Origin of the sequence: Okeania sp. SIO2B9, assembly GCF_010672505.1 — a bacterium.
GTDB lineage: Bacteria > Cyanobacteriota > Cyanobacteriia > Cyanobacteriales > Microcoleaceae > Okeania > Okeania hirsuta.
On the sequence record NZ_JAAHGK010001293.1, the window covers coordinates 1 to 2,138 of the forward strand.

Sequence of the window (2,138 nt, forward strand, 5' to 3'; positions counted from 1 at the left end):
TCCTCAAGAAGATAGACGTTCCTATAAACAGTGGGAAGAAGATAATATTTTACCACAAGTTGTGTTTGAAATTGTTTCTCCTAGGAACAGTATTACTGAACTGGAAGTAGCAAAACTAGAGTTCTATTCAGAATATAAGGCGCAACAGTATTATGTTTATGACCCAGACACAGGGAGATTAAAAGGATGGTTGTGTCGAGGAGAAGTTCTCACTCCCATAGAAGTGATGGAAGGTTGGATAAGTCCTCGAATCGGAATTCGCTTTGAAAAAGAGGGTAGGGAATTACAAATTTATCCACCCGATGGAGAACGTTTTGCCACTTATGTAGAAATTCTCGAACAAAAGGAGCAAGCAAGACAAAACGCCGAACGAGAAAGACAAATAGACATAGGCGTGAAAAAGATATAAACTTTTTGCACATAGCAGGCAACAGGCAACAGTTCCGGAAAGCAACAGGGAATAGATTTTTAGGAAAAAGGTACGAAAAATGATTTAGGGAACTGACTTTTACCGAGAAATTGTGGGTATGCGCCTCCCCTTTTAAGGGGAAAAAAGAAAAAAATTTTTCCTTTTAGTCAATCCTCTTCTTTTCAAGGAGAGGTAATAATTAATAATTAATTATTAATTATTAATTGTTGAAAACTCTAGCTTATGTTAAATAAAGGGTAAGTTTATTTTCACCAGATGTCTAATAGCTCAACAAGAAAGACAAAACGCCGAATGAGAGGCAAATGCACGTCAACAAGCTCAACAATAACGGAACTTAATTGCTCAACAGCAACAAGAAACTATTCCTCGGTTATTGAGCATGGGTTTAACTACCAAATAAGTTGCAGATGCTCTTTCTTTACCTTTAGCGGTAGTAGAGAAATTCAGAAATTTGGAGATTTAGTTAATTTCAAAAAAATTTTTTACTCTTCTGCTGCCAAGGGTTAGTAATATCATGTCCGGATAAGATCGCGATAGGACTCCGTTCCGCGCTCCGCGTTTTCGGTGCGGAATGCTACGCTTGACCTGTCGCGTAGCGTTAATGTGCGTTGTGCGCCAGCTAAACAAAAAACTTTCTCCTTTTTCTCCTCTTCTTTCTTGCTTCTTGCTTCTTTCTTTCCTCCTGACTCCTGAGGACTGACTCCTGACTCCTTCATCGTTTTATTTATAAGTATTCAACCGGACATGATATATAGCAATGTGCGCTGACATATCCACAAATTCAGGAACTGTCCAATAGCTAAAAGTCTTATATTATTCCTTCGGAATGCTCCGCAAACAGCTTTTTATTCCCCCAGATGAGCTGTTGCCTCTCTTGGTGCGCATTCCCTTGCGACTGGCGTCGTCGCGGGGTCGCACCGCTGTTGCCTGTTGCCTGCGCGCAGCGCTATAACTTTTGCCTACATCCATTTCAACCCCATTAAAAAATCAGCAATTCTCTGAGCTGCACCCGGTTTACCCATTCTCTGAATCCCATTTTTAGCAATTAATTGTAGTCGGTCTGGATCGTTCAACAGAGACTTAACCGCATCTACAACTTCTCTGGGGTGCTTGACCAAAGTCACAGAAATTCCTAAAAGACGACTTTGAGCTTCCGCAAAAGTAGATGTAAATTGAGGGCCATTGCCAGAAATAGCGATCGCTGGTTTCCCCAGACCAACAAACTGTTCCGTAGCAGTACCTGCCATAGCAATAGCTAAATTTCCCCGATGCACAAATTCTGGAAAAGCTTGTCGGTCTAAAATCAGACTAGCATTTTTATTCTGAGAAGTTAATTTCACAGGAAACTGAATACTTCCCTCTCCAGAAAAAAAGGTTGGTACAGGACGATCAACTGGCAGTTGTAAAATACTGTTCTGAGTATTAGTTCTAATCTCTCGTTCAGTCTGCCAATGATAAGAATTGAGGAGTGTAATAAAAGGTTCTAAGCTTAAGTTAGGAGCGATCGCCCCCAGAAACAAAAATTTTTGCTGTGGAAAAGTTTCTACTAACCCTACAACCGCTTGAATAATAATTTCCCAATTCGCATAAGCTTCTGGAGAACGAGAGATTAGAACTAATACTCAGAACAGTATTTTACAACTGCCAGTTGATCGTCCTGTACCAACCTTTTTTTCTGGAGAGGGAAGTATTCAGTTTCCTGTGAAAT

The 2,138-nt window shown here is 40.3% G+C and carries 2 protein-coding genes; one reads left to right on the plus strand and one right to left on the minus strand.

The window, feature by feature from the left end; all coding sequences use genetic code 11:
• On the plus strand, positions 1-409 hold a 409-nt coding region (locus F6K13_RS29995; RefSeq protein ID WP_287289401.1), incomplete at its 5' end, for a Uma2 family endonuclease.
• Positions 410-1,389: 980 nt separating this feature from the next.
• Here the strand turns inward: F6K13_RS29995 and F6K13_RS30000 are convergent.
• Positions 1,390-1,950, minus strand: a complete 561-nt coding sequence (locus tag F6K13_RS30000) for a hypothetical protein (protein ID WP_287289403.1) — start codon at positions 1,948-1,950, stop codon at positions 1,390-1,392.
• Positions 1,951-2,138 lie beyond the last annotated feature (188 nt).